The 25670-nt window shown below is 67.3% G+C and carries 26 protein-coding genes and 4 pseudogenes; 20 read left to right on the top strand and 10 right to left on the bottom strand.

The features are described 5' to 3' along the window. Both AC1DWT_RS27830 and AC1DWT_RS27825 read left to right on the top strand, forming a co-directional pair. A pseudogene (locus tag AC1DWT_RS27830) lies at positions 1-510 on the top strand (cutinase family protein); the annotation flags it as partial. A gap of 523 nt (positions 511-1033) precedes the next feature. Beyond that, positions 1034-1369 carry a hypothetical protein gene (locus AC1DWT_RS27825; RefSeq protein WP_477923088.1) on the top strand — a complete coding sequence of 112 codons (336 nt, stop codon included), beginning with the start codon at positions 1034-1036 and terminating at the stop codon, positions 1367-1369. An 810-nt stretch (positions 1370-2179) separates the two neighbouring features. Here the strand turns inward: AC1DWT_RS27825 and AC1DWT_RS27820 are convergent. The 3 genes and pseudogenes from AC1DWT_RS27820 to AC1DWT_RS27810 form a co-directional block, all read right to left on the bottom strand. Further along, a pseudogene (locus AC1DWT_RS27820) lies at positions 2180-2670 on the bottom strand (helicase associated domain-containing protein). A gap of 296 nt (positions 2671-2966) precedes the next feature. Further along, a pseudogene (locus AC1DWT_RS27815) lies at positions 2967-3242 on the bottom strand (TetR family transcriptional regulator); the annotation flags it as partial. Positions 3243-5819: 2577 nt separating this feature from the next. Further along, positions 5820-6017 (bottom strand): hypothetical protein, encoded by a 198-nt coding sequence (locus AC1DWT_RS27810; protein ID WP_477923086.1) that lies wholly within the window; start codon positions 6015-6017, stop codon positions 5820-5822. Positions 6018-6191: 174 nt separating this feature from the next. Between AC1DWT_RS27810 and AC1DWT_RS27805 the strand changes: the two genes are divergently transcribed. Next, entirely contained in the window at positions 6192-6488 is a 297-nt protein-coding gene (locus tag AC1DWT_RS27805) for a hypothetical protein (protein WP_477923084.1), read from the top strand. 638 nt (positions 6489-7126) lie between these two features. Here the strand turns inward: AC1DWT_RS27805 and AC1DWT_RS27800 are convergent. After that, positions 7127-7693: a TetR/AcrR family transcriptional regulator gene (locus tag AC1DWT_RS27800; RefSeq protein ID WP_168442972.1), complete on the bottom strand. Its 567-nt coding sequence runs from the start codon at positions 7691-7693 to the stop codon at positions 7127-7129. A 251-nt stretch (positions 7694-7944) separates the two neighbouring features. Between AC1DWT_RS27800 and AC1DWT_RS27795 the strand changes: the two genes are divergently transcribed. Genes AC1DWT_RS27795 through AC1DWT_RS27785 form a run of 3 tightly spaced genes read left to right on the top strand, consistent with a single transcriptional unit; the run spans position 7945 to position 10827 of the window. Further along, the gene (locus AC1DWT_RS27795) at positions 7945-8850 is read left to right on the top strand and encodes an alpha/beta fold hydrolase (RefSeq protein ID WP_477923082.1); all 906 of its coding nucleotides are present in this window, start codon (positions 7945-7947) and stop codon (positions 8848-8850) included. Further along, positions 8847-9719, top strand: coding sequence for a metal-dependent hydrolase (locus AC1DWT_RS27790; RefSeq protein ID WP_477923080.1), 873 nt, complete (start codon positions 8847-8849; stop codon positions 9717-9719). The genes AC1DWT_RS27795 and AC1DWT_RS27790 overlap by 4 nt, the downstream gene beginning before the upstream one ends. Before the next feature lie 25 nt (positions 9720-9744). Next, positions 9745-10827, top strand: coding sequence for a PDR/VanB family oxidoreductase (locus AC1DWT_RS27785; protein WP_477923078.1), 1083 nt, complete (start codon positions 9745-9747; stop codon positions 10825-10827). A gap of 387 nt (positions 10828-11214) precedes the next feature. Here AC1DWT_RS27785 and AC1DWT_RS27780 read toward each other — a convergent pair whose 3' ends face one another. Further along, the gene (locus AC1DWT_RS27780) at positions 11215-11820 is read right to left on the bottom strand and encodes a TetR/AcrR family transcriptional regulator (protein WP_477923077.1); all 606 of its coding nucleotides are present in this window, start codon (positions 11818-11820) and stop codon (positions 11215-11217) included. Positions 11821-12031: 211 nt separating this feature from the next. On the opposite strand from AC1DWT_RS27780, the gene AC1DWT_RS27775 reads away from it, so the two are divergent. The 7 genes from AC1DWT_RS27775 (at position 12032) to AC1DWT_RS27745 (ending at position 18231) form a co-directional block, all read left to right on the top strand. Continuing rightward, positions 12032-13651 (top strand): MFS transporter, encoded by a 1620-nt coding sequence (locus AC1DWT_RS27775; protein ID WP_477923076.1) that lies wholly within the window; start codon positions 12032-12034, stop codon positions 13649-13651. Between the two features lie 654 nt (positions 13652-14305). Then, the gene (locus AC1DWT_RS27770) at positions 14306-14812 is read left to right on the top strand and encodes a hemerythrin domain-containing protein (RefSeq protein WP_477923075.1); all 507 of its coding nucleotides are present in this window, start codon (positions 14306-14308) and stop codon (positions 14810-14812) included. 833 nt (positions 14813-15645) lie between these two features. Next, on the top strand, positions 15646-15873 hold the full coding sequence (locus AC1DWT_RS27765) for a hypothetical protein (RefSeq protein WP_064080830.1): 228 nt from the start codon (positions 15646-15648) through the stop codon (positions 15871-15873). 211 nt (positions 15874-16084) lie between these two features. Then, a complete protein-coding gene (locus AC1DWT_RS27760; protein ID WP_477923074.1) occupies positions 16085-16291 on the top strand; it encodes a hypothetical protein in 207 nt (68 codons plus the stop codon). A gap of 358 nt (positions 16292-16649) precedes the next feature. After that, positions 16650-16967 (top strand): hypothetical protein, encoded by a 318-nt coding sequence (locus AC1DWT_RS27755; protein WP_477923073.1) that lies wholly within the window; start codon positions 16650-16652, stop codon positions 16965-16967. Between the two features lie 576 nt (positions 16968-17543). Then, positions 17544-17735, top strand: a complete 192-nt coding sequence (locus AC1DWT_RS27750) for a hypothetical protein (protein WP_477923072.1) — start codon at positions 17544-17546, stop codon at positions 17733-17735. A 190-nt stretch (positions 17736-17925) separates the two neighbouring features. Further along, positions 17926-18231, top strand: coding sequence for a DUF6292 family protein (locus AC1DWT_RS27745; RefSeq protein WP_477923095.1), 306 nt, complete (start codon positions 17926-17928; stop codon positions 18229-18231). 129 nt (positions 18232-18360) lie between these two features. Here AC1DWT_RS27745 and AC1DWT_RS27740 read toward each other — a convergent pair whose 3' ends face one another. Continuing rightward, positions 18361-18582 (bottom strand): DUF3263 domain-containing protein, encoded by a 222-nt coding sequence (locus tag AC1DWT_RS27740; RefSeq protein ID WP_064080831.1) that lies wholly within the window; start codon positions 18580-18582, stop codon positions 18361-18363. A 241-nt stretch (positions 18583-18823) separates the two neighbouring features. On the opposite strand from AC1DWT_RS27740, the pseudogene AC1DWT_RS27735 reads away from it, so the two are divergent. From AC1DWT_RS27735 to AC1DWT_RS27725, 3 genes and pseudogenes are all read left to right on the top strand, one after another. After that, positions 18824-19225: pseudogene (locus tag AC1DWT_RS27735) on the top strand (MerR family transcriptional regulator). Next, complete coding sequence (locus tag AC1DWT_RS27730; RefSeq protein WP_064080833.1) at positions 19155-19379, top strand: hypothetical protein; 225 nt, start codon at positions 19155-19157, stop codon at positions 19377-19379. Before AC1DWT_RS27735 ends, AC1DWT_RS27730 begins: the two are co-directional and overlap by 71 nt. Before the next feature lie 513 nt (positions 19380-19892). Then, a complete protein-coding gene (locus AC1DWT_RS27725) occupies positions 19893-20042 on the top strand; it encodes a hypothetical protein (protein ID WP_477923070.1) in 150 nt (49 codons plus the stop codon). Positions 20043-20318: 276 nt separating this feature from the next. On the opposite strand, the gene AC1DWT_RS27720 is transcribed toward AC1DWT_RS27725, so the two are convergent. The 3 genes from AC1DWT_RS27720 to AC1DWT_RS27710 form a co-directional block, all read right to left on the bottom strand. After that, positions 20319-20711, bottom strand: a complete 393-nt coding sequence (locus AC1DWT_RS27720; protein WP_477923069.1) for a J domain-containing protein — start codon at positions 20709-20711, stop codon at positions 20319-20321. A gap of 395 nt (positions 20712-21106) precedes the next feature. Then, positions 21107-21430 (bottom strand): hypothetical protein, encoded by a 324-nt coding sequence (locus AC1DWT_RS27715; RefSeq protein WP_477923068.1) that lies wholly within the window; start codon positions 21428-21430, stop codon positions 21107-21109. A gap of 68 nt (positions 21431-21498) precedes the next feature. Further along, positions 21499-21921: an Hsp20/alpha crystallin family protein gene (locus AC1DWT_RS27710; RefSeq protein WP_064080845.1), complete on the bottom strand. Its 423-nt coding sequence runs from the start codon at positions 21919-21921 to the stop codon at positions 21499-21501. Positions 21922-22050: 129 nt separating this feature from the next. Between AC1DWT_RS27710 and AC1DWT_RS27705 the strand changes: the two genes are divergently transcribed. Continuing rightward, entirely contained in the window at positions 22051-22581 is a 531-nt protein-coding gene (locus AC1DWT_RS27705) for a MerR family transcriptional regulator (protein ID WP_064080836.1), read from the top strand. A 261-nt stretch (positions 22582-22842) separates the two neighbouring features. On the opposite strand, the gene AC1DWT_RS27700 is transcribed toward AC1DWT_RS27705, so the two are convergent. Beyond that, on the bottom strand, positions 22843-23157 hold the full coding sequence (locus tag AC1DWT_RS27700; protein ID WP_477923066.1) for a hypothetical protein: 315 nt from the start codon (positions 23155-23157) through the stop codon (positions 22843-22845). Positions 23158-23536: 379 nt separating this feature from the next. On the opposite strand from AC1DWT_RS27700, the gene AC1DWT_RS27695 reads away from it, so the two are divergent. From AC1DWT_RS27695 to AC1DWT_RS27685, 3 genes are all read left to right on the top strand, one after another. Then, positions 23537-23992, top strand: a complete 456-nt coding sequence (locus AC1DWT_RS27695) for a hypothetical protein (protein WP_477923065.1) — start codon at positions 23537-23539, stop codon at positions 23990-23992. Between the two features lie 148 nt (positions 23993-24140). Continuing rightward, complete coding sequence (locus AC1DWT_RS27690) at positions 24141-24593, top strand: SixA phosphatase family protein (protein WP_477923064.1); 453 nt, start codon at positions 24141-24143, stop codon at positions 24591-24593. A 465-nt stretch (positions 24594-25058) separates the two neighbouring features. After that, positions 25059-25376: a hypothetical protein gene (locus tag AC1DWT_RS27685; protein ID WP_477923063.1), complete on the top strand. Its 318-nt coding sequence runs from the start codon at positions 25059-25061 to the stop codon at positions 25374-25376. Positions 25377-25670 lie beyond the last annotated feature (294 nt).

Genomic DNA, 25670 nt, shown 5'->3' with positions numbered 1-25670 from the left:
GCGCTGGTCACCAGCATCCTCGGCAACGTCGACGTGATCAAGCTGGCCAACATCGCCGGTCAAGCCCAGGAAATTGCGTGGGCCGCCGCGGACAAGCTCTTTCCCCCGCCCGGGGTACTACCCGACCCGGTCGGTGCCGCCGCGCAGACGGCAGCGTTGCTCCCACTCGGCCTCGACCTCGCCTCGGTGGCCGCGAACATGCTCACCGGCACAGCCAGCAAGACCGACCCCAAGCTGCTCGGCAAACAGACCAATCCCGTGGGCAACGCGATCACCACGCAGGCGCAGACCCTCGACCTCGCAGCACTCGCCGGGTCGGTGTCGACGATGGCGCAGTCGCAGGGGGCCGAGGATCTCGCCGCGGTCGTCGGCGAGGGCCTGAACGCGGCCAGCTTCTTCGCCTCCGGTGCACACCAGAGCTACCAGAACCTCGTCGTCGACAACGCCGGCCGCAACGCCATCCAGTGGGTCTCGGACTGGCTGAACCTGCAGATCACCCGCGCCGCCTGACAATCCAAGCGCGTCCCGGTAGGACCACCACTGCGTGCTTCATCTCGCGGCCGACTTCATTTGAACTTCACCTCGACCACGGAACCGAGAACCTGGCAGATAGAGCGGTTGCTGTGTCGAAATCCGACCTGGCCCGGACGAAGAAACGCCGCAGTTCAGGTCACCGCCCCGGCGTTGACGTTCGGTCCGAGAACCTATATCTCCCAGTCGAATAGGAGCACCGGAAAGTGGCCCGTCGAACACACCGCCCGACATCGTGCTGGGTGAGTTGCCCGCACTGTGGCGGCAAACGCACCTACTTCACCCGCAGGGCCGCGCGTGCGGCCCGCACCCACCACGAAAAATGCCAGGGCCTGGCGATCTACCCCTGCCCCCACCTACACCAGGACGGCGAGGTCGGTTTCCACCTCGGGCACCGGCCGGAGGGGTTGGGCCGCGGCCACATCGACCGGGACACGCGCGCCGATAATCAGCGGGCAGCGCTCCAAGGCAGGTCTGCGGGCGGGGGTGCGCGGTGACACTGATGAACGCCACGGGATCACCCACACCTCCGATCCCACTCGATGTTGGTGGGCGAATCCGCTTCGGTCTCGAACCCCGCCGCCCCTACACCGTCCGCGCACTCTCGGAGCACTTCGTCGTGTGCACCCGCCCACGCGACTTCGCCACCACAGGTGACTTCGTCTACACGGTCATCGACTGGCGGAACGGAATCCGCGGCCCGATCAACGGGCAAGTCGCGGACGTGAGCACCGATGAGCGGTGCCGCGACCTCCTTCACGACCTCGAAGCCGGCCGGTGGGAAATCAGCCACCACAACCGCGTCCAACTCGACATTCTCGACAGGGGTCAATCATGAGAGCACACACCCGAAAGGACCTATTGCGCTGCGCTATCGCTGCTCTAAAGCGCAGGTGCAGTGGTGGGTCCAAACACCGTGAGGGGTACTTCGGAAGCGACCTGCACACCGAGGTTACGCTCGGCGGCGCTAGCCTGGTCTCTTCGACCGTCCATCCCCGGCGACGAATAGCGTTCTACTCCGGCACCTGGCTGAGGGCGTCGTCCAGGCAGTCAAGGACGGTGTCGCCCGGGGCAGCCGGGGCGACACCGCCGTCTACGACATCTGTCGTTCTCGGCGGGTGCGGCTGTTCACCGGAGGAGATCTCGTGAACGACCCCTGAAGCACTGCAACACATGTGGGTTCCTCGCGGACCTCGACCTCGACCTCGGTCTTGATCTCGGTCTCGACGTCGATCTCGGTCCCAGAAGCGGATGGTGCCTGTCTGCGTGTTCACCGGGATGAGTCGGCGGGCTCCACTTTGCGAGATTGTGTGGGTCGAGGGTCGGTCGCGCACCCGGTCGGTCGCTCGACCGGGTGCCGCAGTGGGGACCCCGCAATGCTCGAGCGTTCGTCACAGTGACGTAAGCGACGCGCCAGTCGGCCTGGAGAGCTTGGGCGGCCGGGCGGGAGCCCTCGACGACGCCGACCACCGGTGTCCCCTACGGGGGCAACTGACGCACAGTGATCAGTGCCGTCACGGCGGCTCCTCGGCGAGTGTGCTGGGTGCTTCGCGGTAGCCGACCGCACGTTAGCTCGCTTGCCCGCATAGCTAGCGTAGCTAGCAAGCCTGTGGCTGGGTGGCGCAACTGCCCGTACTGTTGCCTGGGTCTATCCGACGGATTGTGCCGATGTTCGTGGGCCCCGTGGGCGTGGGCCGGGGGAGACCCCGAGGGCAGCGAGTGGCCGCCGCTCGTCGTCGGGCAGGGCGTTGGCTCGCCACTTCTTGACCGCCCGGTAGAGCCACTGGCCTACCTGTTCACCGTCGGCGGTGACATAGTTCGCGGGAACGAGTGCGTTGCCGTGCTCTTCGCGGTAGGCGGCGATTTCGGTCAGCATCCGTCGCCGCTTGCCGTCGGCCGGTGACACGGCGCAAGGGGAAGATCGTCATCGCTCCACACGAACCCGATCGCATCGAGTTGTGCAATGCGTTGGGGCGGAAGGGTGCCGAGCATGCGGGCCACCCGCTGGCGGTCCTGCCAAAGTCCCAATCGGAAACCGCATTCGGTGACGTAGTCGACGGGCATCACGATTGTGGGGTGATGGCGGCGAAACGCGGCGTAGAGCTGCAGAGGTGAGGCCGAGGACCGGGTTTCTCGCATCGAGATCGCATCCTTGTGAAAGCCGTCGAGCGTTATTCGGATAGTCATTAACTCGAGTATGTCGATCAGTTTGACGATCTGTCACGGAAGTCGACACGTGTTGGGTGGCAACTTGTGCGCAGGTAGTGGGAGCTGGTGGAAATCACAAGCTGATCACCAGCGCGAAGGACCTTTCAGCGCCCGCGCACCCGCACGTCGACGTCCTCAGGGTGCTCACCCGCTCCATGGAAATGCGTTCCGCGTCCGAACGTTGGCGTGACCACTCCGGTCGCCCCGCGGCGATGTCGATACCCCTTCTCGTGGCAGAGCATCACGATCTGCTCGAGCGCCGATGCCTCCTGCGCCGCGATGGCCTCGACCGCGGCGATGGAGATCCGGTGTTGCTCGGCGATGATGTGCCGGGCCAACTCCTCCTGGGAATGGAAATGGAAGTACAAGGCGCCCTTCGTCATTCCGGCGGCTTCGGTGATCTCGACGAGGCTGGCTCCCTCGAACCCGGACTTGTCGAACATCTCCGCTGCCCCGCGGACGATCTGCGCTCGGGTCACCGCCGCTCGTTGCTGTTGAACCATTCGCCGCACCTTCCGTGCCACCTCGGGTGAGGCCCGGTTGATCGGGTCGCACCCCTACAGCCTGCGCGAACGCTACCGGCGGTACGTGTTCGCACGCCTTCCTACGAGGTGCCCGTGTCCACTATGCGCCCACCGCTGTCAAAAAAGACCATCCTCCCTGTTTTCTGGTGGGGTTCGGTTGGTCATGGCGGGTCCCATGACGACATGAGTCGCTGGGGCGATTCGCGCGAGGGGTGGCGTGCAGGTGCCGCTCAGTATTCGGGCGGAGTGGCACCTGCACCCGTATCCACCTGCCGCTGGAACACTGATAGAGATGTCACGCCGATCTCACCTTCCCGCAACAGGTGTGATGCGCCGGACTCGTACGCTTGGTGCCTATTCACCACACCAATCCGATGGGTCACCGCTCATGGACAACAAGACATCCCGGGCCTCACCGTCTCCGCGCCCGCCTTCGGCCGGTCAACTCTCTCCCCAGGATCTTGCCGGTGTCGTCGACGCACTCACCGGTCAACGTGTCCTCCCGCGCCAGGGTGTGGGTGAGTCCCGCGACAAGTAGCCCCAAGAAGCACCGCTTGGGTGGCCGTGGTGACTGGGCTGCCAGAGCGCTCTGGTGTTCTACTGGAGTATTGGGTTTTCCCCTAGAGAGTGGGGCCAGAGGCGGCCAGGCGGTCAGAGCTCGGGGGGTGCGGAGAGGGCCACGGTCACGATCCGGAGCCGGCCGCGCTCGCGATGATGCCGAAGCGATGCCAGTGCTTCGGGACGGCCCATCCCCGGAGCAGGTCCAGGCCTGGGTCGAGCTGGCCTACCTCGTCGTCGACGATTTCCGCGCAGTGTCCGCCGAATGCCCCAGCACCCGGCGATCGAGCGCGCCGACGATAACCAGCCGGGCTACATGATGACCTCGCCGAATGCCTCCGGGCCACAGTCACTCGGGCCATTGGGGACGGCATCAGGTCCCAGTAGCTCGAAGGACGGGCCGGTCGTGGACGATTTCGTCGCGCAGTACGCGCAGACCGTCGACGCCACGGACAGCACTCGCTACCGAATGTCCCTGGCGCTTCGCCACGAGGTGGCCAATGACCCTCGGACCGAATGGTATTGGCAGCTGCTGAGCACCATCAACGGGTGCCCCATCCCCGCCTCGCTCGCGCCAGTCCCTGTTTGGTTTACTCAGGCGCTTCGAGCGCACTCCCGGTGCTGGCGGGGTACGCCCATCCGACGTTCACCGCGCGACCCGGACCAACTCCGTCCAGGCCGACTCGCCTCGGTTCCTGGCCCCCGGTCCCGCTGTGACACATGCCATCGCAGTAGCGGATTCCGTACTGGGCAATCGTTCAGTTACAGTCCGTGCGTGAGGCGTTATCGCTGGCTGTGGAAGTCGTGTGCTGTCGCGAGCGCCGTGGCGTTCCCGATGGGCGCTTTGGTCGCAGTCGCGTACGACAGCATTGTTCTCGGCACGATGGCCGCTTTCCTGCTTGGTGATGCGGTGATACTCGGAATCATCGCAATACGCGGCGGCGTGCATCCGACCCTCGACGAGGGCTCCCGCCAACCGCGTTCGTGCGGTCTCGTGAAGACAATTCCAGGTGGTCGTGCGCAGTAGATGGTCGAGGTTCGCTCGGAATCGGCAGTGGCGTCGGTTCGCCGCAGATAGGTTGACCGCGTACCGATTCCGAACCTCGCCGTTTTGGGTCGGTGTAGAGACTCCGACCTACGTCTGCCGACCTCGGCGCGTTTTCGCCTGCTGCGGCCGTGGGCGATTGGCGGCAGTGAGACCCACCGCAGCGCGTCACGGCTCAGCCGGTGGGGGTTTCTTTGCGATCAGCCGTCGATCGGTTCGCAGATCGCGACAGGCCCGGGGCAACCCGGGGTGGCGCACTCGTACAGGTCAGTCTCGATTAGCACGCCGCCGAGGCTGGCATAAATATGGTGCCGAAACGCGGCCGCGCCGCACGTCACACAGTCCTGATCGATTTGAATCCACTCGCCTCCCATGGCCGGATCCTAGACGGACACGACGCGGAGTCGCCGGTGAGGTCGAATCGCGTGGGCGACGACCTCATAGGTGCGCGCGGCAGGTTTCGAATGAGCCGCCCGCGTGGTGCCGCAAAATTGTGTATCTGGTTGTGGGCGGCCACCAGGACGTGGGCGTCGAGCCGCGCACGCCGTCGAGCAGCGAACCGACTATGCGGTGCAGGTGCCGTAGCTCGCAGCGCCCGACCGTGCTCAACCGGGTCGCCGGCGTCCAGCCCGCGCTGCGTGCCGAGGCCGATGGTGCAGTGACCTTTGCCCCTATGCACAGGTTGCTCGCTTCTGACATTGTCCGAATTGAGCACGCCCCGACTACAGACCGCACTCGTGGCCCTCCTGGGACTGCACGACGATCTGTTCGTGATTGGGCAAGCGTCAACTGGCGGCGAAGCGGGCGGGCAGGCGTATCGGCACCGTCCCGACGCCGCTGTCTTGGACTGCAGATGCCGTCGGCCGATGGCATCGCCGCAGCCCAGCAAATCCACATCGGGTGCCCGGAGTGCCGTCTTGTGATCGTCACTGGTCACGGTAGAACAGGCCGCCTCAAACGCGCCGTCCGATACCGCCCGCCACACCGGTGGCAGACAGTGGGAGATCGACGTAGATGCTTAGATCACTGTTGCGTTGTATTTTGCGAGATGGGATCTGACCAGCTCCAACCCCGTCATCGAGCATGATCGGGCCCCGGGGCACGGCCACCAGGTCATGCAGCCCCACACCGGCATTGGGCTTGATGGTCATGACGACGAGAACCTGTCCTCGTCGTTGCGTGCCCGGTACTTGATACCGAGAACCCCGTCGGTGATCCTCCACGGGACCCGGGTCCGGCCAGCCAGGTCCCGGCAACACGTCCGAGCTCCCCGGCATACTCACACCACCACAGCACCCCACCACACACCGAGAGACGGCATCGCCATGATCAGTTGGACCCTCACCATCGCCGCCGAAGGCGGCACGACCGCCCAGACCGGTGCGGCCCTCGACCTCCGCACCGCCGCCACTGAACTCATCGACGCCACCAGAGCCTCCATCATCGAGTCCGCCGCCGCACACCGGCCCGTCTATACGCTCACCCTCGACGGCGACTGGCTCACCTCGATCGTCACCGGCGACACTCCCACCGGCGCACCCGACCGCGACCTCGCCCTCGATCGGCTCGCCGACATCGAAAACGAACTCGTCGGCCGCGACCGCGTCACCGACTCGAACTAACCGGCACCACGAGCCGTACAGGCGCGGGCGCGGCCGCAGGGCGGTGACGGACTCGGGCGCGCGACGGCGATCCGGTCGACGAGCACATGGTGGTGGTCACCGTGAACGGGCTCGGCCGACATCGCGCGGCCGACATGGGTCCCTGCTCGCGGGCGAGGATGATCATGGGGGAGCCACCGAAGGGCGGCCGGTCGGGAAGCAGCCCGTGCGACGGGTTGGCACGGTGCCGGTTCGCCGGCGGACGCGGCACCGCACCGGGGGTAGGAGAGGCTACGGATCAGCCGGGGTGTCGGGCTCGGGCGGGATTCCCGGGATGGAGAGCAGGGTTCGGCAGTCTTCGGCATCGTGGGCGCGTGCGGTAACAGCAAGCCGCGCCCGGCGGATGAATCGGGGTCGAGTTCGTGCTGCGCCTCGAACTTCGCCATGGCCTCGCCGAATATCGCGGCGTTGCGCCCCCGATTCGACACCAACACACCTGGTACCCGATATTCGGACTCGGCCGAACAACTTAGTGGGTGCGCCGACCGGCAGATCCGGGCGTATCACCGGCGCCGCCGTGCCGCCACGACGCACCGCGGCTGCCGGTTCGCCCCACACGGATGTGCAGGGCGGCGATGGTGCCGATTCCTCCCGGAGCACTAGGAGAGGTGCAGCCGGATCAGTTCGGCGAGATGCGTTCCGGTTCGATCGAGTGGTTGGACGGAGCGTGACGAGAGGGCCACGATGACGGCACCTTCGACCGCGCACACTACGGTGGTCGCCAGCGACCGGGCGACCGGCCCGTCAACGCCGACACGCTCGAGTTGATCGGAGAGCAGGCTCTCCCAGTCGCCGAAAACTTCGGCTGCCACGGCGGGCGCCGCCGGTACCTCGGGCCCACACAGGGCCGCCGCGACGATCGGGCATCCGGCGGTGAAATCGCTGGCCAGCAGCGTGTCCTTCCACATCTGAATGAAAGCAACGAGGCCCTCGGCGGGGTCGCCGGACCCCGTGAATTCGGCGATGAGCGCACTCATCAACCGGCCGGCCGCTCGGGTCGATTCCTCGATGAGTTGCTCTTTCCCGCGGGGGAAGTTCTGGTAGATCGAACGCCGCGCGGTGCCGCTACGTGCCAGCAGTTCGGTGATGCCGGTGCCGGCGACGCCGCGCTCGCGCACCAGTGCGATCGTGCCGGCGATGAGCCGGTCACGCGGACCCGGAGCCATGGTTCCCCTCCTCGTGTTGAGCGAACAATCCTTGCGGTAGCTCGATCAGTCTACTATCGTGGAAAAAGTGTTACTGACGTTAACACCTAGTTCGCCCCGAATGGCATTTTCGGGGACGTCCGCCGCCGCTTCCACGAAGGACTTCGCATGACACCATCGACAATCCGACTGCCGGTCGCACCGCGCATCCTGCGAAACCCGGATACCGGGCCGGACGCCGCGTGCGGTCGGGCGACGGCTGGGGTTGCGTGATGACCACCTACGTGGACGCCTCGGACGGGGTTCGGCTGGCGGTGCACGTGCGGGGCAACGCCGCCGCGCCGACGGTGTTGTGTGTGCACGGGTTTCCCGATGATCACCGGGTCTGGGACGGGGTGGCGGGCGAGCTCGCGTCGTCGTTGCGTGTGGTGACCTTCGATGTGCGGGGGTCGGGCGCGTCCGGGCAACCGCGACGGATCAGGGACTATCGCCTCGACCAGCTCGCGGACGACATCGGCCGGGTTATCGACGCGGTCTCTCCGGGCCGGCCGGTGCACCTTCTCGGCCATGACTGGGGTTCGGTACAGGCGTGGCACGTCGCCACAGATCCGGTGCAGCGCCATCGTGTCGCGTCGCTGACCTCGGTGTCCGGTCCGTGCCTCGATCACGTTCCCTACTGGATCCGGTCCCGGCTGACGGTCGGGCCCCGTGGGTGGAAAGACCTGGTGGGGCAGTGGAAGTCGCCGCTGTACATGGGTTTCTTCCAGATCCCCTGGATCGCCCCGTTGGTGTGCCGACTGGGTCTGGTCGACGCCGCGATCGCGTTGGCCGCGCACTTCGAAACCGGCTCCCGCCCCGCAGACGCCCCGGCGCACCGGGCCCGCGACAATCGCGGGGCCCTGGGGATCTACACCGCGAACCTGCTGCCGCGCCTGCTGCGCCCACAGGAGCGCACCACCGAGGTGCCAGTTCAGGTTCTGGCTCCGCGCCGGGACATCTTCATCACCCCCGCGAGCCAAATCGACATCGGCCGCTGGGCAGTCAATTCGCAGGTCCATTCCGTCGACGGCGGGCACTGGGTCCCGGCATTCCACCCGACGGCCATCGCCGACCGGGTGCGTTCCTTCATCGACGAGCACGAGCGGTCGAACACCAACCCGATCGGAGAAGCACGATGAGCACACACCCCGATACCGACAAGGTCGCCCTCACGGCCCGCAACGTGTCCTGGGACTGGACCGGGTTGCCGATGCACTACTTCGACGCCAACCCGTTCGCCACGCACTACGCCAACGGGATGAACATGCTCCTGCCCGAGGGTGAGGTGTTCTTCGTCGACGTCTTTCAGCAGGCACTGCCGCTGATCGAGGACGACGCGGTACGTGAGGACGTGATCGGGTTCATCGGCCAGGAAGCCACCCATTCCTCCTCGCACCAATCACTGCTCGAACATCTGAATTCCGAGGGGCTCGACACGGATCCGTACGTCGAGCAGGTTCGGTGGTTTTTTCGCCGTCTGCTCGGCGACCGTGACCTGACCGGCCGCAAAGCCCATTCCTGGCTCCTCGAACGGGTCGCCGTCGTGGCCGCCCTCGAACACTTCACCTCCTATCTCGGCGATTGGGGACTCAACGCCCGCGCCTGGGACAACGCCCTCGCGCCGCAGGTCCTCGACCTGCTCCGGTGGCACCTGGCCGAAGAGGTCGAACACCGTCATGTCGCATTCGACCTCTTCACCCACCTCGACGGCCGCTACCCGCGCCGGGTGCGCACGTGGCTGATCGCCGCGCCCACCCTCGCGATCCTGTGGACCCGCGGCATCCGCTACCTGATGTCCGTCGATCCCGAACTCGCCGAGAGGGATCGGCGCATCCGGTTCCGTGACGTGCGGCGGGCCTGGCGCAAAGGCCTGATGCCGAGCCCGTGGAGCCTGGCCAAGATGTTCGTCGAATACTTCCGGCCCGGCTACCACCCCTCCCAGTACGGCTCGACCAGCCAAGCGGTCGCCTACCTCGCCTCCTCTCCCGCCGCGCGCKCCGCAGCCTGAGCCGCAAACGCACTGGAGCCCGCTCATGACCGCACACTTCCTCACACCGGTCCCGCCGTCACTGCGCCGACCGGACAAACCCGACCGGCTGATGTCCGGCTTCCGCCTCGCGGTCCGCGGCTACGCCGCCGTCACCAGCCGGGCGCGCATCACCGAACCCACCCCCGTCGACCGGGTGCTGCGCCTGCTCGTGGCGGACCGCCGCGTCGAGGCCGACGGAGTGCTCAGCCTGCGCCTGAAATCTGCGGACGGGTCCGTCCTGCCGCCGTGGCACCCGGGCGCGCACCTGGACCTGACGCTGCCCTCGGGAAGGGTCCGGCAGTATTCACTGTGCGGCGATCCCGCCGATAGGGGAAGCTATCGGATCGCGGTCCGCCGGATATCCGACGGCGGCGGCGCATCGATCGAAATCCACGACCAGCTGCCCGCCGGTGCACCGGTCACCGCGGGTGGCCCCCGCAACGCCTTCCCCTTCGCCTACCCGCACCTGGCCCGGGCCGACATCTCCCGGGTGGTGTTCATCGCCGCAGGCATCGGCATCACCCCCATCCTGCCCATGGTCCGGGCCGCGGCCGCAGCGGGTGTCGACTGGCACCTGACCTACCTCGGCCGTGACACCGCGACGATGGCATTCCTCGACGAGATCGGCGCACTCGACCCCGATCGAGTCCGGATCCTCACCGGTGCCCGCCGCACGGCTGCCGAACTGTTGGCACACGCCGGTCCCCGCGCCTCCGTCTACTTCTGCGGACCGCCGGGACTGCTCCCCGACATCCGAACCCGGTTCGACCGGACAGGAGCGGCCGGACTGCATTTCGAGAGGTTCAGCCCCGAACCGGTCGTCGGCGGCGAGCCGTTCACGCTTCGCCTCGCCGACACCGCGAAGACCCTCGAGGTCCCGGCGGACAGATCGGCCCTCGCCGCCGTGCGAGAGGCGATACCCGATGTGCCGTACTCGTGCCAGCAGGGATTCTGCGGCACCTGCCGCGTGCGGGTCCTCTCCGGCGACGTCGACCACCGCGGACGATCGGCCTTCCTCGACGAACCAGACACGATGCTCATCTGCACCGACCGCGCGAAGTCAGCCTCCCTCACCATCGACCTGTGACCGCCCGGGAACCGGACGCGGCACCCGGTGGGGGTAGGCGCCCGGTCCGGCCACCCCCTGGCATACAGGATTCGGGGAGCGGCGCCGAACCCCCGCAATTCTCGGTCCTGAAGCGCCCAAGGGGTGATGTCGGTGGTGAGAAAACCGAGCAAATTCACCCTTGGCGAAGGAAACCAGCTGCTTCCGGCGGCGATGTCAGTTTCGCGGCGGCGGCAGCGAACAACGCGTGCGCATGGGTGGCCCGAATCGACGTGTTCCCGGGCACATTGCTTGAGCAGCCGCTGAACGCCATAGGGGCGCGGTGGTTTTAGGCGGGGGCGGGCGGGCCTGCCGGGCTGCGAGTTTCCCACTGGGTGCGGACGGGCGACAACCGGACTGTGTGGGTTGCTACCGGCCGCGTCGCGGGCTGGTCGATGTTGCGTCCTCGATCGCGTCATCGACCACGGCGGTGAGTTCGGTGGCGACCCGATCCAGTGCCTGGGTGCTGCGTTGTGCTTTCGCCAGCAGCAAGGCGCCCTCGAGCGCGGCGATGGACAGGGTGGCGACCGACTGCGCGCGGGACATCCGCACGCCGCGCTGCCACAACGCTGCCGCGATGGTCGACTCCCACGAGGTGAAGGCTTCGCCCGCTGCCTGTTTCGCTGCGGGATACTCGCCGCCTTCGAGCGCGCCGGCTGCCACCGGGCATCCGGCGGCATAGTCGGTGTCGAGGAGTTGCTGACGGAACACGTCGACGATCAGCGCGAGGGTCTGCGCCGGTTCCCCGTCCGCGAGACTGGCGCTGATCATCGATCCCATGAGGGCACCCGCGCGGCGGGTGGCCTCCTCGGCCAGTTGCGGTTTGCCGCCGGGGAAGTGGTGGTAGATCGAGCCCCGGGGGGCGTGTGCGTGGTCGATCACATCCGCCAGCGAGGTCGCGTCGACGCCGCGTTCGCGGAACAGGGTCACCGCGCTGAGCATCATGTTCTCGCGTGCCGACGTGCGTGTGCCCATGCCCACCCTCGCTGAGTGCCGATTCCTATGCCGTTCAGCATAGCTTTTCCTGCCCGAACGCCGCGGGCGATATGTAGCGCTCGAGGGCTCCCGCTGTCATAACTGCCTGAGAGTCGGTATCTCCCGGCATTGACTGATACTGATAGTTACAGTTACTGTTCCCTCAGAAATATGCTGACCGGCATATCAGTGACGAGGAGTCGAATCCACCATGTCCCACTCGACGGTTGTTCACCCGGCCGCGCATCGGGCCCCCGCGCCCGGGCCGGGCCGGCGGGGCCGCTACCTCGCGCTCGTCGTGATCTGCCTGGCGGAATTGCTGGTGGTGCTCGACAACACCATCGTCAACGTGGCGTTGCCCTCGATCGGGGTGCAGCTGCGCACCGATATGAGCGGTTTGCAGTGGGTGGTCGACGCCTACACGCTGACCTTCGCGGGCCTGTTGCTGGCGTTCGGGCACCTCGGCGACCGGTACGGCCGGMGCACGCTGATGATGATCGGACTGGCTGGTGTCGCGGTCATGTCCGTCGGCGGCGCACTCGCCACCGACCTCGGCCAGGTGATCGCCGCCCGCGCCGCGATGGGCGTGTTCGCCGCCGCGGTGTTCCCGGCCACCCTCGCGCTGATCATCAATATCTTCACCGATGCCCGGGAACGGGCCGTCGCCATCGCCGCCTGGACGGCGATGGCCGGATTCGCCATCGCGATCGGCCCCACCGCCGGGGGGTGGCTGCTCGAGCACTTCTCCTGGCACTCGGTGTTCTGGATCAACGTGCCGGTCGCCGTGCTCGTCCTGATTCTCACCCGGGCGCTGGTCCCGGAATCGAAGGCGGCGCACGTCGGCAGGCTCGATCTGCTCGGAATCGCCCTGTCCCTGGTGAGCGTCACCGCGCTGGTGTGGACGATCATCGAGGCGCCGCATCGGGGTTGGCTGTCCCCGATCAGCCTGGTCGGCTACGCGCTCGCCCTGGTGTGCTTCGCGGCGTTCGTCCGGTGGGAGCTGCGGACCGCCTTCCCCGTGCTGAACATGCAGCTCTTCCGGATCAGGCGGTTCTCCCTGCCGGCGTTGGCGATCGCGGTCGCCTACTTCAGCATGTTCGGGTTCCTGTTCATGATCACCCAGTACTTCCAGGGGGTGATGGAGTTGACACCGCTGCAGTTCGGGCTGCACTCGTTACCGTTCGCCGCGGCCATCGCGATCGGGGCGCCGCTGGCCACGCTGATCGCCCAGAAGGTCGGCACCACCGCGGTCATCGTGTTCGGCCTGGTGGTGATGAGTATCGGAATGTTCATCGCCGGCCAAGTGAAGGTCGAGACGCCCTACCTGGGACCGGTGGTCATCTCGATGGTGCTGATGGGGCTCGGTCTGGCCATCGTCCAGGGCCCGGCCACCGAATCCATCATGTCGTCGGTGCCGCCCGAGGAGGCCGGGGCGGGTTCGGCGGTCAACGACACCACCCGCGAGGCCGGCGGCACCCTCGGCGTCGCGGTGCTCGGGTCGATCGTGGCGTCGGTGTACACGAGCGAGGTCGGCCCGCGGATCGATGCCATCCCGGACTTGCTGATGACCCCGTACGAGAAGAGCTTCGCCCGCGAAACCGTCATCAGCGTGCTCGAGATCGTCCACCGCCCGACCAGTCCCGCGTTTGCGCAACAGAAGGCCGACCTGATTTACGCGATGAAATCCGCGTGCCTGGAAGGCTTCCAACTCGCCTCCTACCTCACCGTTTCGGCCTCGCTGCTGGTCGCGGTCGCGGTCGCCGTCTTTCTGCCGTGGAAACCCGCAGGCGACTCCGTCCTCCTCGTCCGGAGGGAACGCCCCGAAAAGTGATCCGGAGGGCAGTGCGCGAGCCCACTCGAATCCGGTTCCGGTTTCCTGCGTCTGGTCACACACCTTCATCGCTTGTCACCGTGACGGCGTATCAGCGTGACACATCGGCCTCTCACGTATTCCATGTCGATGACGAGGTGGTAGTCGCCGGGATTGATCGACCACGGGACCGTGCGCCGACCGTGAAATCGGGTCATGGCGTCCGCGGAGGACACATGGGTGGCGTGGCCCATGGCGGTTACGCTCCATCCGACCGCACCCCTTAGGATACGCCGTCCGCAACCGTTCCGATCGGTGGATCTCGCCGATGTTCGCGGCCATCGGGCAGGGGTTTTTTCGATCCTGCGGGGACGGTGGGTACGCGGATCGTGCGACGGCGGTGTCGGTTCTCGTCCTCCGTTTCGTCCGGGTCGTGGCCGACTTGGGCTGATGGTGCGGTTTCTCCGGGGTTCTTCGCTCCAGGTTTCTGCGGGGTTGCTGCCGTGTCGTTGTGTGCCAGCGGTTTACACGCGCCGGTCGGGAAGAATCCGGTCGGATGTGCAGTCCGAGGGTGGGATTCGACCGGCGCCGTTTCCCCGGGGACGCCGTCGGGTACTTGTGCGGTGAGGTGTCCCGTCCGGGCCCGCATGCCGGGTTGATGAGGTGAGGTGTGCCATGTCGTCCGATGCGATCGTGATCTTGAAGAACRATCATAAGGAGATCCGGAAGTTGTTCCGCTCCTTCCGCGGCGCGGGGGAGAACGCGGACAAGGAGAAGGGCACGATCGTCGAGAAGATCATCGAGGCCCTGACCGTGCACACCTACATCGAGAACGAGGGCATGTATCCGCGGGTCCGCGAGCTCGTCCCGGAACTCGAGGACGACATCCTCGAGTCGTATGAGGAGCATCATGTCGCCGACGTTCTGGTCACGGAGTTGGCGACGATGTCGCCCGGGGACGAGCGTTTCGATGCCAAGACTACGGTGCTGATCGAGAACGTCGAACACCACATCCAGGAGGAGGAGGACGAGTGGTTCCCGCAGGTGCGTGAACATCTCGGCCGCAAGAAGCTGCAGGAGATCGGCGCGGAGTTGCTCGAGTTGAAGTCGAAGGCACCGACTTCTCCTGCGCAACCGTCCGCCCTGCAGAAGGCCCTCGACGCGGTCCTGGAAGAGTCGTGATTCGGGGGGCGCACTATGCGGATCGGTTCGTGGATGCTGCTCCGTGCTCCGTGCTCCGTGCTCCGTGCTCCGTGTTCGGTGTTCGGTGTTCGGTGTTTGGTGCTCTGCCGTCGATGCCGAGCGACCGCTGAGTCGGAGGGTGTCCGCCGGCATGCCCGAACGGGACGCGTCGGCGGGCTTCCGGCACGGGAGCGTTCCGGTGGGGACTGGGGGCTTCTCGTCGAAAGCGCTGAGATCCTGGAGTATGCAGGAGCGTCCGGATGCATCTTTGTTGACTGCCTCGAGACTGGCGCAGCCGGACACCTCGTGCCGCGGCAGCCGAGGGGAGTACCAGGGCGTGCTCGGCTCGGCTGATTTGGCCGATATCGCCGAGGTCAAGGTGAGACGGGAGAGCGAGTAGGACACCCGAGCTTGGACCGGCGGCCGTCGATCGGTCCACCGATGGCGAGAGTTTGTGGACGGTGGTCGTCGCGTTCGGGCCGATCTCGGGGTGCCGATGGCCAAGTCGGCGGCGGCGGTGATGACCGGGTCCGCTTCGGTGCTCGCCGAGACTGCCCGCGGCGGCGTCGGAGATTCTTGGCGCCTTCTTTTCGAATCGCCCTGATCGCGCAGTTCCTCGTACCGTGCAGTTGCTCGTACAGTTCTTGTCTTCGAGCTGGGGTTGTGAATCTTTGCGTGGCATGGGTGGTGTCCGGCGGGCGTGATCGGCACGGTGTGGCCGAGATGGTTACCCTGGCGCTGGCCGGTCATTCCGCGCAAGCCCACCATGGCCGGGGACACAGCTTCCGTTCGCGCGGCCACTGATCACCGTCGGAGGAAAGAGGACACGACACATGAGCACGCCGGAGGACGAGGGACACTCGGGACGGGGGGAGGTCGGTGACGAACGCTGCACCGATGGTCCTGCCGAGCGGGCCGAGTACAGGAAGGAATTGTCGGATCTGGTCGACGATATCGAGGATCGAGTCGCCGAGAAACGCCGATCCGAGGCCGTGCCCGGTGACGCGGCCGAGCGTGCGGACACGATCCCGGTCGACGCCGGTGACGAAGCACCAGATTAACGGCTGCCGACCTTCTCGCGTGGTCGCACGCCCCAGGCTTCCCGAGTGGGTGTCGACATGGTTTTTGTCCTGGTTCGCGATCGGATCGTCCAAGGATGCGGCTGAAGCCGTCCAGGCACCTGAAGGAGAGCGGGGGTTGAGGCGATGCCGTTTTCCCGACACCGGGTGCGGGTACGCGATAGACGGGTGTTCTGCTGAGGTGGTGGTCGCTGTGCCCGATTCCTACGCCGACGTCGTCGAGCGGTTGTGTGGTGAATTCGACGGCCGGGTGCCGCTCTCGACGGTGACACGGGTGGTGCGCGAGTGCCGCGATGAGGTGAGTTGGTCGCCGGGGGACCCGAACCGTGCCGGCCTCGAGCGCCTCGCCCGGCAACGGCTTCTGACGGCTTCGGTGACTGCGCCCGAGCAGTCGGACTGACGCCGGTTTGGGTCAGTTCAGAGACTTTCAGCGAAGGCCGCGGACGGCGGGTGGCGCGGGGACGTCGACTCAGCACCACGACCGCCCGGTCCACCTCTTCCCGCGTGCTCACCGCCCGCCGCAACCGTGCCAGCGCGCCTTCGGCGCTCTGGCGCCGCCGAGACTCGGACAACGTCGCGGAGACCGCCGTGGTCACCAACTCCAGCCCCGCCCACCATCCCGACTCGTCCACGAACTCGGCGCCGTCCCGGTTGCGAGTGTAGGTGCCGATGACGCCGATCACCTTCGGTCGGGTTAGCCGTCGGCGAACACCGGTACCGACACCGCCTCGACGAAGCCGGCCTCCTGCGCGGCGGCGGTGAACGCCGGCCATGCCCGGGCGTGCTCGCCGATCCTGCACCACCCGGCGTTCGTGCGCGGCCCGTTCCCCCGGCCCGGCGCCGGCGGCGTACTGCGCCTGTTCCACCGCCCGCACCGCCTCGTCGGTGGCCACAGAGTGTGGTCGGCCGAAGCCCAGCTCGGTCACGGACACGACCACCTCGGCGCCGCGGGATGCTCGCAGGACTGCTGTCGCCGACTTGCATGCGTGCTCGAGGATGCGATCGAGGGCTTCGCCCGGGACCGGCGTCGCGGCTCCTGCGAGGGCGTTCAGGGCGGCGGTCACCGTATCCGATGACCCGGTTGACGCCGCCGGCGGTGCTGGGCCGGCGGACCGGTGGTGCTGTGTCGTCATTACTTCACCCTGACACCCTCGAGCCGTATGCAGCGGGGAATCGGGAAGGCCACCACGCACCATCAGACATCACGAACCGGTGCAGGCGGCCGTCGCTCCGTCTTCACCCTCGGGAGACCCGGTGAGTGCGGCACACCGATTCGTGTGCGCCTCGGGGCTCGTCCCGGCCGAAGGGGAAACTGATATGTACGCCGGCGCGGCCCCGGAACCGATGTCGCACGGCAAGCCCAGACTAGGAGTAGCGGACGGCGGGGAGGGGTCCGACGAATCCGATCGAGGCCCCACCGTGGGTGAGAATTCCGCTGCTTCAAGTTCCTGCGACGCGGCGTTCGATTTCGTCGAGCGACCGGCGAGCCCACTGCCCGTCGACGTTTCACAGTGAGTCGGGTGCCGGCGGCGGCGCTGACTCCGGCGTACCAAAGAGATTTTCTGTACCACATCACACACATTCTGTGGAATAATGTACTCGATCCACCGCAGGATTTTCGGTGTTCGGGACCCGGGCGAAGGGGGTCGACGATGACGGACGAGACGCGTGTTGCGCTGAAGAACTACGAGTATTTGCTGCGCGAGTACGGCTGGGAGAACGTTGAACTCGTCTGGCACACCGATTCGGTGGTCTACGGGTTCGACGGATGCTCGGATATCGACATGCTGGTCCGCCCGGGGTTCACTCCCACCACGGAGTGCTTCGCCCGAACGGACGACTAGGCGAGCGCGGTCCTGCCGACCGGCATCGGCGGCAGGAATCGCAGCCCGAGCGGGCACGATTGCCTGGGAGTGGGGTCGGGTGATGAACCACGTCACCGATATTGCAGACCGCAGTGACTACGTCGCCGCCGTCGCGAGGGCACTACGCGCCGAGACGGTGCGGGGGTAGGATGGAGTCACCTTCGATGCCATCATCACGGTGCCGATTGGATTTCGCCACTACTGCGGCCGGGACGTGGTTGTGGCGTGGAATCATCACTTCGGGTGGGCGTTGGGAATCGAGGGGCTTTCGCTCGAATCGGTTCTGATCATCGAGAGCCTCGGTCTCGGCCGCACTCCCGGGCCTACCCGGTGCGCCGATCGGGTCGACGAGGCGATCGCCGAGCTCCGGCGGCGCGATCTCGCGGTGCCGGACTCCTTCCCGGTTCCGGTCAGGATTCTGCGCCTGCCTCGGGAGTGTGTGCCACATCTGCGCCCCCGGCAGTGTGCCTGGTGAAGTCGGCAATTCGCCGCCGCCACTGGCTGGGGGGCGGTCCGGGAAAGCGGAGGCCCGTGGTTGTGGACGGGTATCCGACGTCGCACCGATCGAGGTCACGCTTCGGTGTGATGGGGTTCAGGTGCCGAGCTAGAGCCGTTTCCGGGCAACGGCTTTCATTGCCTCCACCGCCTCCGGACGAAGCGGCATCGACGGATTGCCGTCGAGGTGCTCGGTGAGTCGGCGAAAGTACTCGGCGCTACTCATCCCGAAGCGGTGTTCGATCTCGTCTGCGGGGCCGCAGCCATAGGCCGACCATCGCAACGCGAATTCCACCATCCGAGCCGGATTGGGGGCAGGTGCCGCTGTCATGTTCTTCCTCTCGTTCTCGGCGGGGTGCCCGGTGGGTTCGTGCCCTCTGACTGTGTGCCTTCACCCGGTATGCGGGGTGCCGTTGTGCCCCACGGATGTGGTCGACGGTGCCGCGACCGGACGCGCGACCCGGCGCTGCGCAACGGTGGTGGCGGACCGGGCCGCGCACAAGGGCGGCTGGGGCGGTGCTCGCGTATCGTGAGGCAAGAAGGAACCTTCCAAAGACCCTGTGGAGCAGCAGATATCACACGAGCCGGAGCTCGCCCCGCGTTCCGGGCGGGGGGTCTACGGCATCGCGGTGACCGCCGAGCTGTCCGGGGTGGCCGCCCAGTCGCTCCGGCTCTACAACGGCACGGGCTGCTCACTCCCGGTCGCACCGCGGGCGGGACCCGCCGCTACAGCGACGACGACCCGATCCGGCTCCAGCGCATCACCCCACTCGTCGGGGCCGGGATCAAATCTGGCCGGCATTGCCCGCATCCTCGAACTCGAGGACGCCAACACCGCCCTCGCGACCGACAACGCCACCCTCCGAGCAGAAGGGACCTCCCGTCCAGAAAGGACCTCCCGTCATGACCGAGCCACTCCCGCCCGAAGTCCCGGACGCCGATCGGATCGAGCAGAACACTCCMGTAGGCGATGAAGTCGACGACGGCGACACCGACCCTTCGGTCGGCCTCTTCCCGTTCGCGACACCCCCGGCATGGGACGCCGACGACGCCGACCAGCTCGAGCAGGCGGTGATCGTCCCGCTCCCGGACGACGACCACGACGACAGCGACGACGGCACTCCCTGAGGCGTCGAGAGTGGCGGCATGGGTCCGCTGGGTCCGGGTTCTTCGGCTCTGGTCCGCGTGCGGTCCCACCCGGGCCGGCGGGCCGCGCGGACCGCTGGCCATCAAACCCCCGCCACCCCACGAAAGAATTTCTGTAGTCACGAATGTAGACATTAAGGAGTTGCCGTTGTCGAGTTTGTCTCGTCGCAAGGAAAGAGTTCACGAAGTGCGGGAGAGGATGAACTACCCGCAGAGCAGTACCGCCCGTCGGGGTGGCCGGGGCGAGGGTTGTGAGTGTGTAAGGACCCGGCGCTTTCCGTTCGGCGGCCGGGCAGWGCGAAGGGCCCGGACCGCCGCAGGTGTAGTGAGTAAGTGGAAGTGCAGGAACAAGGTAGTGAAAACCCGATCCGGCCCCCGGTGCCTCACGGCGCCGGGGGCCCCGTCCCGTTTGAAAGGTGTCACCCCATTCCGGAAGATTTCCCCGACCGCAGCCCGGCCGGGAAGTTCGACGACGAGGACTACCCGGCATATAGCATGGGTCATGCCGCCGAGATCCTCGGCGTGACACAGGCATTCCTCCGCAGCGTCGACGCCGCGAAGCTGCTCACCCCGGCCGCTCCGCGGGCGGTCACCGTCGCTACTCCCGCTACCAGCTCCGACTTGCCGCCCGCGCCCGCGAACTGATCGACCAGGGCACCGCACTCGAGGCCGCGTGCCGCATCATCATCCTCGAAGACCAACTCGCCGAGGCCCGACGCATCAACACCGACCTCCAACAGACCCGCCCCGCAGAGCCGGGTCAGGTCGGCCCCGCGCCGGTGAGCAGCTTTGGCCGAGCGTGCTCGGCCATGGCGGTGTTCGCGGGCGGCAACGGAACGCCGGCGTCCCGGAACCTGGCCTCATCGACGAGGAATGGATGCGAAACGGGGCCGGCGACAGCCGCCGGACCGGTGGCGCACGTCAGCGGTGCCATCGCACCGGGCTGACCCACAACCCGGTGGCGGGTGGCCGCCGCGGCGGTGGGGTATCGCGCACGACGACGTGGATGCGGGTCGGGGCGGCCGGCGGGGTCGGAGACCGCGGCGGTCGCCGAGGTTGGGCATCGGGTTCGGCCGCTGCCGGGTCGGCGGCTGCCGGGTCGGGGGCGGCGCGGTGTGCGGGGTCACGTAACTGGGCGTAGGCGGACAGAATGCGCTGGAGGTATTCGTCCGCCGCCGGATCGGGGGTGTGGTGGTGGGTGCGGGTGTCGGGGTGGTGGTCGCGCAGCAACCGCCGGTAGGCGCTGGCGATCTCGGCCTGGGGCGCCGACGAGGACAGTCCCAGCACCTGATACGGATCTCGCTCGTTTGCCATCGCTTGTGTCCCTGCTCGCCGTGCGCACGAAGAAGGTGGTTCCCGGCGTCGGGGTGCCGGAACCACCAGGACGGGACGGGGCCCGACCGCCCGAAGGGCCCGCCGCTATTCACGATCCGTGTGATGCTGTGGGCACTCCCCGCCCGGACGGCCGACGAATGCCGTCTGCCAGTTCATGGCCGTGCGCCCCGGTCGATCCGACGCAACCACCACGGTTGTTCTCGGATTCGCGGTCGGCGCCGTCGTGTGGTCCTTTCGTTGATCGGCGGTGCCGGGCGGTGTGCCCGGGGTTCGCCGCGCCGCTCGCGAAGCATTGACAGGTGACGGAGGCGGGAGCGGTCGAACCCCGTGAGCTGGTTCAGTCGTCTGATTCATCACCCCTTTCCCGAACTACATCACATACGAAACATGCTCTTGCGGATGGACTTTCCGGGTTTCGGTGGCGAGCGCTGTGTGGCCCGGATCTCCGGGGCCGGGGGCGTGGACACCGTCCCCGGCATCGACGCGGGAGGGGAGGGGCGCGGCGGGTCGGCCGGTGCGGTGGCCAACCGTGTGAGCAGGACCACGGCCTGCGGTGTGAGTGCGTCGGCGAGGATGCGGTCCGAATCGGCCTCGAGCTGGGCGTAGTCGAGCTCGTGCCACGGCCACACCGTCTCGCGTTCGGTGCGCTCCGGAATTACGGTGGCGTTCACCTCGGTGACCCTGTTCGCCAATGTCATCGCTGTTCACCCCCTCCCGAGCTTGTCGCCTCGGGTCGAGTGTCGACGGTCGCCTCGTCGGCCTCGCCTCAGGCGTTGACCGCCTTCTTCTCGGGCTGTCCGCTGCTGATCTCGATCTTGCGGGGCTTGGCTTTCTCCGCGACCGGAATCGTCAGTCGCAGCACCCCGGCGTCGTAGTTCGCCTCGATCTTGTCCGCATCGAGGTTCTCGCCGAGGAACAGTTGCCGGCTGAACACCCCGCGCGGACGCTCGGCGGCGACCATCTCCTGGTTGTCGTCGAGTGCGGACCGTTCGGCGTGCACCGTCAGCGTGTTCTTGTCGACGTCCAGATCCAGTGAGTCGGCGTTCATGCCGGGCAGATCGAACTCCACCACGAACCGGTCCTCTTCCCGCCAGGCGTCCATCGGCATCACCGCCGGACGGGCCGTCGTGCCGAGGATTTGTTGGGTCAGACGGTCGAGGTCGCGGAACGGATCCGTGCGCATCAACATCATGTCCACCTCCTGAAACCGCTTCATTCCACCAGGTAAACTCCAGCAGATGCTGTAGGTTCGGTATAGCATCTGTCGTAGACTATGACAAGAGGGTGTGCGAGAAAAATCCCGATCGGAGCAAAAAAGATGCCCGAAGGATCCGGCCGGTACGACTCCGAATCACCGTCGCTGCGGGGTGTTTACGGCATTTCGGTGGCCGCCGAGCTGTCCGGGTTCGGGATGGCGGCGCTGCGGCTATACGAGGACTACGGGTTGATCACCCCCTACCGCACCCGGGGTGGTACCCGCCGTTACAGCGACTACGACCTGGCCCGGCTTCGGCGCATCGCCGAACTGATCGACGCCGGCGTCAATCTCGTCGGGATCGGCCGGGTTCTCGACCTCGAAACCCGCACCGACGAACTCGAACGCGACAACTGCCGCCTGGAAGCTGACAACGCGCAACTGCGCGCCGAGCGTGCCCCGGCCACCGCAACAGACCACACGGGTACCGCACGGTCCCCCGAAGTCGAGGACGACGCCGACCAGGGCTGGGCCGCGGGCGAAGCCCCGCCGCCCCTCGCGCAGACCCGTCGGCGCCCGGCCCCCGGGCAGCGCTCCCGCAGGCGGGACGGACCCACCCGCACCCCCGGCACCGGTCAACGCGAACACCGCTGAGAGCACCGCCCCTGCGCTTCGGGCGCAGGACGGGGCGGGACGTCACCAGCGACGCCATACTTGCTTGTCCACAGCGTGTTTCGGTACGGGGTTAGGGTCATGTTCGCCGCTCCTCGACGGCCTCGCGCAGATGATCACCGCCCAGGCGATCGAAAAGGTCGACCGGACGGACGTGTTCGAGGCGATGCGCGAAACCTGAGCCACTGACCGAAAACTTGCCCACCCCACGGACGGGGCTTTCGTCGACGCCGGTGGGTCAGGTCAGTCGACGGGCGGCGTCGACACCGGCTCGATGCCGTTCGCCCGGTCGAACTCGTCGGTGGTCGTCACCGTGGAGTTCACGATGTCGACCTGGTTCGGGTTCGCCCGCTGCGCGATCAGCGTGCGCACGACCTCACCGGCCTCGGCGGGACCGTCCGCGATGAGGCTGATGGTGATCGCGGTCCCCCGCTCACCCCGCCCGATCGCGGGATGAAACCCGCAGAGCTGATCGAGACGGTGGTCGAGGTCGCGCTCGGTGAGCTGGTCGAACCGTTCGGCGAGTTCGATGGTGGCGTTGTACATCCGTCGGGGCACGGTGGGCCTCCTTCTGGGCGTGTGCGCCGGGGGATTGCCGGCGTGTTCGTCACGGACGGTAGTCCGATGCCTGTCAGGCGCAAGCGAAACCGGACACCGGGGGTGTTGCCGCGGGTATCGACCCGGGCGGAGCGGATCCTCGCGGTCCCCGCTGTTCGCCCCGCCCCACGCCCACCCGGACTCCACGACCGCTACCGGCGGACCGGTGACCACGTGCTCGGGGCCGCAGCGGCCTGCCGGTGGCGTTCGCTCGGGAAACACCGGGCGCTGGGCGCCGCCGTCGGTCACACTGGCCTCCGGAAGCACGCGACGCCGGGACACCTCCCGGCAACGCCGAATTCATTCTCGCCGAAGGGAAGCCCGAATCGGAGGAGACCCGATGCCCGTTTCACCCCACACATCGTTGCGCCGTGTCCAGGATCGCACCACCGACGTACGCCGATGGTTGGATACCGGCGACAACACCGCCGTCCTGACGGCGTATCTGCGTGACGAACCCGTCGACCACCGATGGCTCACCACCTACCAACGACTCACGCACGACCTCCTGAGGGCGTCAGTCACGCCTGCCCGCGCAGGGTGCCGCACGAAGCGCCGACGCCGAGCGTCGGCCTCCGGCCGCACCGTCGATGAACGACGACCACGCCGGGCGCTCGAGCGGGTCCGCGACACCTGCACCATGCTGCACAGCTTCCTGACCACCCACCCGAGCGACCGACCCCCGGAACGGGTCCGATCCGCCACCTTCGCCCAACTCACCGACGATCTCGTCGACGCCGTAACCGCAGCACAGACCGCCGGTGTCCCCGAACACCGCATCTTCGACAGCATGTGACCTGCCGCCTGCCGACCAGGACCATGTCCGACCCGCCGGTGCCGCGCGTCGATCGTCCGGGGTATTCGCGCTGCCCGGCGACCGGCGCGCACCTATGCTGTGCGGCGGTGCCACCGCACGAGGCGGTGTGACGCAGGGAGGGGCAGAGATGTTCGTTCTGGTGCGGCACGCGGACGCGGTAGCCACGAGTGCCTGGCCCGGTCTGGATGCGGACCGTCCGCTCAGCACCCTCGGCGACCGGCAGTCCATCCACCTCGTCGACGTCCTCGCCGACCTGCCCGTGACCGCGTTGTTCTCGAGTCCCACCCTGCGCTGCCGGCAAACCCTGCAAGCGTTGTCGGTGGCACGGTACCTGCCGATCGTCGACCACCCGCTGCTCACGGTGGACGCCCCCATCGACCGGCTGTTGTTCACCCTCGCCCGCTCCGTCGACGGCGCCCTCTGGTGCACGCACGGCGAGGTGTTCGACCGGGTCGCCGCGGTCGCCGCCGACGGCGGCCATGCCGGATTCCTGCCAGCCGCCACGACCGCCGAGGCGGGGGTGTGGATTGTGGACCCCGGCCGCGACCCGCGGTACCTCACACCGATTCCCCCCGGCTGACCGCCACGTCAACCCCGATCGCTTCGCAGATGTGTCCGTGGGGGGCCGCATCGGGCCATGCATGTTTCGGACGTTGAAGTTTATAGTTTGGAATGCCAAACATTCGGATGTGACGAGGGCTCCGCGATGACGCGGGTGTTCACTCCGCCGTTGCGGGAGCTGTACGCGGGTGCTGGTGCGGCGGGGTGTGGTCGAGATCATCGACTGAACCTCAATCCTTCCGGCCTCCCGAGGACGTCGACAGCACGCGACCGGGGTGTGCCCACGGACCAGGTGGGTACCCGGCGGGTATGGGTTCGGACGTCAGTGGCCGGGCAGATCCGGAGGCCAGGGTGGCCGGGCACCTGCTCACCCTGGTGGCCGATCGGCATCTCACGGCGTTGTCGGCGGAGCTGTCCGCGCTGGTACAGACGCCCAGGGGCCAGCCGGTGCGGCGACCCCTCTACCGCGGGGGTCCTGACCTGGTTGGTCACCGCCCTCGCGGACGTGGTCGTCGCCCGCCTCGGTCCCGCACAGGACGGGGAGGCGTTCGTGCTCGAGGTCCGCACCACCGCCGGCCGCACCGTCGGTGCCGGTGAGCTACCGCCGCGGCAGAGCCGGGTGGGGCGGTCGGTGCTGGCGCTGCTCGCCGGCGACCGGGCCCTCGCCCGGGCACAACTCGCGGCCGCCGAACGCGACCCGAATCCGGCGGTGCGGGCCACCACCCTGGTCGAGGCGTTGATCTGGCTCGACGCGCTGCTCGACGCCGAGACGCCGCCCTTCCCGGACCCGCTACCCGAATGAATCCCGCCCGCCCCTTGGCGGGATTTTCTCGACCCTCGGTACAGAGTAATGAATGGCTGACAGGGCGGGCCCGGGTCGGATAGAACTGAGAGAAGGCATCGACACCGGCGCAGGTGAGTCACCCCCGCGATGGGGACCGGCCGACACCAACGTCCGGTGGTCGAGGCGTGCAGCGAAGGAGTAAACGTCGTGCTCGAGTACGAAATCCACCCAGTTCGCACCCCCTCCTGAGAATGACAACCCCATTTGGCCCCACTGTGCTGCTCTGATTTGGCCCCACCCTGCTGGTGTGCG

Source organism: Rhodococcus sp. P4_B6, assembly GCF_056402215.1.
This window is presented reverse-complemented; position numbering and strand designations above follow the sequence as displayed.

Excerpts from the sequence above, each read along its gene's own strand:
- AC1DWT_RS27825 (WP_477923088.1), top strand. The coding sequence starts at position 1,034 with ATGAACGCCACGGGATCACCCACACCTCCGATCCCACTCGATGTTGGT.
- AC1DWT_RS27810 (WP_477923086.1), bottom strand. The coding sequence starts at position 6,017 with ATGACCATCAAGCCCAATGCCGGTGTGGGGCTGCATGACCTGGTGGCC.
- AC1DWT_RS27805 (WP_477923084.1), top strand. The coding sequence starts at position 6,192 with ATGATCAGTTGGACCCTCACCATCGCCGCCGAAGGCGGCACGACCGCC.
- AC1DWT_RS27800 (WP_168442972.1), bottom strand. The coding sequence starts at position 7,693 with ATGGCTCCGGGTCCGCGTGACCGGCTCATCGCCGGCACGATCGCACTG.
- AC1DWT_RS27795 (WP_477923082.1), top strand. The coding sequence starts at position 7,945 with ATGACCACCTACGTGGACGCCTCGGACGGGGTTCGGCTGGCGGTGCAC.
- AC1DWT_RS27785 (WP_477923078.1), top strand. The coding sequence starts at position 9,745 with ATGACCGCACACTTCCTCACACCGGTCCCGCCGTCACTGCGCCGACCG.
- AC1DWT_RS27780 (WP_477923077.1), bottom strand. The coding sequence starts at position 11,820 with ATGGGCACACGCACGTCGGCACGCGAGAACATGATGCTCAGCGCGGTG.
- AC1DWT_RS27765 (WP_064080830.1), top strand. The coding sequence starts at position 15,646 with ATGAGCACGCCGGAGGACGAGGGACACTCGGGACGGGGGGAGGTCGGT.
- AC1DWT_RS27750 (WP_477923072.1), top strand. The coding sequence starts at position 17,544 with ATGACGGACGAGACGCGTGTTGCGCTGAAGAACTACGAGTATTTGCTG.
- AC1DWT_RS27740 (WP_064080831.1), bottom strand. The coding sequence starts at position 18,582 with ATGACAGCGGCACCTGCCCCCAATCCGGCTCGGATGGTGGAATTCGCG.
- AC1DWT_RS27725 (WP_477923070.1), top strand. The coding sequence starts at position 19,893 with ATGGGTCATGCCGCCGAGATCCTCGGCGTGACACAGGCATTCCTCCGC.
- AC1DWT_RS27720 (WP_477923069.1), bottom strand. The coding sequence starts at position 20,711 with ATGGCAAACGAGCGAGATCCGTATCAGGTGCTGGGACTGTCCTCGTCG.
- AC1DWT_RS27715 (WP_477923068.1), bottom strand. The coding sequence starts at position 21,430 with ATGACATTGGCGAACAGGGTCACCGAGGTGAACGCCACCGTAATTCCG.
- AC1DWT_RS27710 (WP_064080845.1), bottom strand. The coding sequence starts at position 21,921 with ATGTTGATGCGCACGGATCCGTTCCGCGACCTCGACCGTCTGACCCAA.
- AC1DWT_RS27705 (WP_064080836.1), top strand. The coding sequence starts at position 22,051 with ATGCCCGAAGGATCCGGCCGGTACGACTCCGAATCACCGTCGCTGCGG.
- AC1DWT_RS27695 (WP_477923065.1), top strand. The coding sequence starts at position 23,537 with ATGCCCGTTTCACCCCACACATCGTTGCGCCGTGTCCAGGATCGCACC.
- AC1DWT_RS27690 (WP_477923064.1), top strand. The coding sequence starts at position 24,141 with ATGTTCGTTCTGGTGCGGCACGCGGACGCGGTAGCCACGAGTGCCTGG.